At 70.1% G+C, this 4,244-nt stretch carries 4 protein-coding genes and 1 pseudogene; 4 read left to right on the top strand and 1 reads right to left on the bottom strand.

Going from position 1 to position 4,244, the window contains the following annotated elements:
• Nucleotides 1-96: 96 nt before the first annotated feature.
• Nucleotides 97-2,166, top strand: a complete 2,070-nt coding sequence (paaZ, locus tag VFX99_RS06520; RefSeq protein ID WP_329665504.1) for a phenylacetic acid degradation bifunctional protein PaaZ — start codon at nt 97-99, stop codon at nt 2,164-2,166.
• Nucleotides 2,167-2,249: 83 nt separating this feature from the next.
• Here the strand turns inward: paaZ and paaI are convergent, their stop codons facing one another.
• Nucleotides 2,250-2,669: a hydroxyphenylacetyl-CoA thioesterase PaaI gene (gene paaI / locus VFX99_RS06525; protein ID WP_414684328.1), complete on the bottom strand. Its 420-nt coding sequence runs from the start codon at nt 2,667-2,669 to the stop codon at nt 2,250-2,252.
• A gap of 49 nt (nt 2,670-2,718) precedes the next feature.
• Between paaI and paaA the strand changes: the two genes are divergently transcribed.
• From paaA to VFX99_RS06540, 3 genes and pseudogenes are all read left to right on the top strand, one after another.
• Nucleotides 2,719-3,717: a 1,2-phenylacetyl-CoA epoxidase subunit PaaA gene (paaA, locus tag VFX99_RS06530; protein ID WP_329665506.1), complete on the top strand. Its 999-nt coding sequence runs from the start codon at nt 2,719-2,721 to the stop codon at nt 3,715-3,717.
• Nucleotides 3,717-4,022, top strand: a complete 306-nt coding sequence (gene paaB, locus VFX99_RS06535) for a 1,2-phenylacetyl-CoA epoxidase subunit PaaB (RefSeq protein ID WP_329665507.1) — start codon at nt 3,717-3,719, stop codon at nt 4,020-4,022. The genes paaA and paaB overlap by 1 nt, the downstream gene beginning before the upstream one ends.
• Nucleotides 4,019-4,244 (top strand): annotated as a pseudogene (locus VFX99_RS06540) (hypothetical protein); the annotation flags it as partial. The gene paaB and the pseudogene VFX99_RS06540, both read left to right, overlap by 4 nt.

The raw sequence follows: 4,244 nt of genomic DNA on the forward strand, positions 1-4,244 counted from the left end.
CCGAGGCGCACGTCCAGGCCCACCAGATCGGTCGTGCGCAGAGGGCCGGCTCGGCCGCAAGAGCGGCGAAGGCTTCTACGTATGGGAGAACGACCGATGACCGACATGCTGCCCAGCTACGTCCAAGGCGCGTGGTGGACGCCCGCCGACGACCCCGACGCCATGCTGGTGCGGGACGCTTCGACCGGCGAGCCCGTCACACGAGTCAGCACCGCAGGGCTCGACCTCGGCGCCGCGCTGGAGTACGCGCGGACCGTCGGGCAGGCGAGCATCGGCGCGCTGACCTTCCACGAGCGCGCGGTGCTGCTCAAACAGATGGCCCTCGCGCTGACCGAGCGCAAGGAGGAGCTGTACGCGCTGTCGGCCCGGACCGGCGCGACGAAGGCGGACTCCTGGGTCGACATCGACGGCGGCATCGGCGTGCTGTTCTCGTACTCCGGCAAGGCGCGGCGCGAGATGCCCAACGCCCGGGTGTACGTCGACGGGCCGGTCGAGACGCTCTCCAAGGACGGCTCGTTCCTCGGTCGGCACATCTACACGCGGCTGCCCGGGGTGGCGGTGCAGATCAACGCGTTCAACTTCCCGGTGTGGGGATCGCTCGAGAAGTTCGCTCCCGCGTTCCTCGCCGGGATGCCGACCCTCGTCAAGCCCGCGACTCCGACCGGGTACCTCGCGGAGGCGTACGTGCGCATCCTCGTCGAATCCGGTCTGCTGCCCGCGGGTTCGCTCCAGCTCGTGAGCGGCAGCGTGCCCGACCTGTTCGAGCATCTGCGGCTGGGCGACATCGTCGGCTTCACCGGCAGTGCGTCGACCGCCGAACGGCTGCGCGCCAACGACTGCGTCCAGACCGGCGGGGTGCGGTTCACGAGCGAGACCGACTCGATCAACGCCTCGATCCTCGGCCCCGACGCCGTGTCCGGAACGCCCGAATTCGACGCGTACGTGCGCCAGCTCGTCACCGAGATGACGTCCAAGGCCGGGCAGAAGTGCACCGCGATTCGGCGGGCGCTCGTGCCGACGGCATCCGTCGACGCCGTCATCGATGCGGTGCGCGCCCGCATCGCCGAGCGCGTCGTCGTCGGCGACCCGCGCGCGGAGGGTGTCACGATGGGGCCGCTCGCCTCGATCGGGCAGCGCGACGACGTGCTGGCGCAGGTGGCGAAGCTCGAGGTCGCCGGCGGCGAGGTCGTCATCGGGGCGACCGGCACCCCATCGGTGACCCGCGGCGACGGCTCGATCGGCGAGTCTCCCGACGGGGCGTTCGTTCCGCCGCTGATGCTGCGATTCCCGGATGCCGCATCCGACGCGGTGCACGAGGTGGAGGCGTTCGGCCCGGTGGCGTCCGTCATCCCGTATGCGAGCGTCGCCGACGCGGCCGACATCGTGGCGCGCGGTGGCGGTTCGCTGGTGACGAGCATCGCGACGCACGACCCGGCGGTCGCGGTCGAGCTGATGAGCCGCATCTCGGCCTTCAACGGCCGGGTCCTGCTGCTCGACCGCGACGACGCCCGCTCGTCGACCGGGCACGGATCGCCCCTGCCGAATCTCGTTCACGGCGGGCCCGGGCGGGCCGGCGGCGGCGAAGAGCTCGGCGGGATCCGCGCGGTGCTGCACCACATGCAGCGCACCGCCGTGCAGGGCTCCCCCGAGATGCTCACGGCGCTCACCGGCGTCTGGCACGCCGGCGCCGCCTCGGACTCGACCGGCCGGCATCCGTTCCGCAAGTCGCTCGCCGAGCTGCGCATCGGGGATCAGGTGGTGTCGGCCTCGCGTGAGGTGACGCTGGCGGACATCGAGACGTTCGCGCAGTTCACCGGCGATACGTTCTACGCGCACATGGACGAGGAGGCGGCCGCGGCCAACCCGTTCTTCCCGGGGCGGGTGGCGCACGGGTACCTCCTGGTCTCGTGGGCGGCGGGCCTGTTCGTCGACCCGGAGCCGGGCCCCGTGCTGGCCAACTACGGCCTCGAGAACCTGCGGTTCCTCACGCCGGTGTCGCCGGGCGACGAGATCCGCGTCGAGCTCACGGCGAAGCAGATCACGCCGCGCGAGACCGACGACTACGGCGAGGTGCGGTGGGACGCGGTGATCCGCAACCAGAAGGACGAGATCGTGGCGCAGTACGACGTGCTCACACTCGTGGCGAAGCAGCTGGCCGCGGCCTGAGGCCCCGGTCGCTGAAGCGAGCGGAGCGAGACGAAACGCCCGCTCAACGACGGCGTTTCGTCTCGGTCGCCGTGCTCCCTCGCTCAACGACCGGGAGGCGGCTCCGGCAGAGTGCGGTCGGTCGCGAGGGAGCGACCGCGCACCTCGGCCACGGCATCCCCCGTCTCATCGACCACCGTGATGTCGTAGATCCCGCTGCGGCCGTTGCGGGCGCGACGCACCGCGGTCGCTGTGAGGGTCTGGCCCGCCCTCGTGGACTTCAGGAACGTGACGTCCGCGCCCTGCGCGACGGTGATGCGGTCGTCCTCGTTGCAGGCGATCGCGAAGGCCGTGTCGGCCAGCGCGAACACCAGCCCGCCGTGGGTGATGTGGAAGCCGTTGGTCATGTCGTCGCGGACCACCATGTGCACCACCGCGCGTCCTGGCTCGTCGTGGTCCACGACCATGCCCAGCGCCGCCGACGCCCGGTCTCGCTCGATCATCGCTTTCGTGGGGCGCTCCATGTCTGTCATAATAACTAAACGATCGTTCTGTAAACACCAGGAGTCGAAGATGACCACCGTCGACCTCAGCGCCGTCGAGCCCGACCTCTCCGAGGAGGAGTGGCGTTTCAACGAGCTCATCGCCGCCGACTCGCGCGTCGAGCCTCGGGACTGGATGCCCGACGCGTACCGCAGGACGCTGATCCGGCAGATCTCGCAGCACGGGCACTCCGAGATCATCGGCATGCAGCCGGAGGGCAACTGGATCACCCGCGCCCCCAGCCTCAAGCGCAAGGCGATCCTGATGGCGAAGGTGCAGGACGAAGCGGGCCACGGCCTTTACCTGTATTCGGCCGCGCAGACGCTCGGCATCACGCGCGACGAGATGACCGAGCAGCTGATCACCGGCAAGGCGAAGTACTCGTCGATCTTCAACTACCCGACCCCGACCTGGGCCGACATGGGCGCGATCGGCTGGCTGGTCGACGGCGCCGCGATCTGCAACCAGGTGCCGCTGTGCCGAGCCTCGTACGGTCCGTACGGCCGCGCCATGGTGCGCATCTGCAAGGAGGAGTCGTTCCACCAGCGGCAGGGGTTCGAGATCCTCCTGACCCTCATGCAGGGCACCCCCGCGCAGCGGGAGATGGCTCAGGATGCCGTCGATCGCTGGTACTGGCCGAGCCTGATGATGTTCGGACCTCCCGACGACCAGTCCCCCAACTCGGCGCAGTCGACCGCGTGGAGGATCAAGCGCTTCTCGAACGACGAGCTGCGGCAGCGCTTCATCGGGATGCTGGTGCCGCAGGCCGAGGCCCTGGGGGTCACCCTGCCCGACCCGAACCTGCGCTGGAACGAAGAGACGCAGCAGTACGATCACAGCGAAATCGACTGGACCGAGTTCTTCGAGGTGCTCGCCGGCCGTGGGCCGATGAACGCCGAACGGCTGCGAGCGCGACGGGAAGCGCATGAGAACGGCGCGTGGGTGCGCGAGGCGGCCGCCGAGTACGCGCGTAAGCAGAGCAATGCGTCTCGCTCGGCTCGCTCGACGACGGAGAGCGGAGCGGCATGATGACCACCCCCGGCGCATCGCCCGCCGAACAGTGGCCCCTCTGGGAGGTCTTCGTCCGGGCCAACCGCGGACTGAGCCACGTGCACGCCGGATCGCTCCACGCACCCGACGCGGACATGGCCGTCCGCAACGCCCGCGACCTGTACACCCGCCGCGGCGAGGGCACCTCGATCTGGGTCGTCCCGGCCGACGCCATCACCACGAGCGATCCCGATGCGAAGGGCGCCTTCTTCGAGAGCCCGGCGGGCAAGAACTACCGCCACGCCGTCTACTACAAGGCGTCCGAGGGGGTGCCGCACCTGTGAGTGACAGCAGCCGCCCGGTCGTTTCGTCCCGCTCCGCGAACGCGGTCCCGGTCGTTTCGCCCCGCTCCACGAACGCGGTCCCGGTCGTCGAGCGAGGAGCGCAGCGACGAGACGAAACGCACGAGGAGTTCGACCCCCACGGCTCGGTCACCGTCGACCAGCTCGAACTGGCGGCCGAGCTCGCCGGTGCCGGGGACGCGGTCGCGTCGCCCGATGTCGCCG

Origin of the sequence: Microbacterium sp., from assembly GCF_036277215.1 — a bacterium.
Classification (GTDB): Bacteria; Actinomycetota; Actinomycetes; order Actinomycetales; family Microbacteriaceae; genus Microbacterium.

Excerpts from the sequence above, each read along its gene's own strand:
- paaZ (WP_329665504.1), top strand. The coding sequence starts at position 97 with ATGACCGACATGCTGCCCAGCTACGTCCAAGGCGCGTGGTGGACGCCC.
- paaI (WP_414684328.1), bottom strand. The coding sequence starts at position 2,669 with ATGGAGCGCCCCACGAAAGCGATGATCGAGCGAGACCGGGCGTCGGCG.
- paaA (WP_329665506.1), top strand. The coding sequence starts at position 2,719 with ATGACCACCGTCGACCTCAGCGCCGTCGAGCCCGACCTCTCCGAGGAG.
- paaB (WP_329665507.1), top strand. The coding sequence starts at position 3,717 with ATGACCACCCCCGGCGCATCGCCCGCCGAACAGTGGCCCCTCTGGGAG.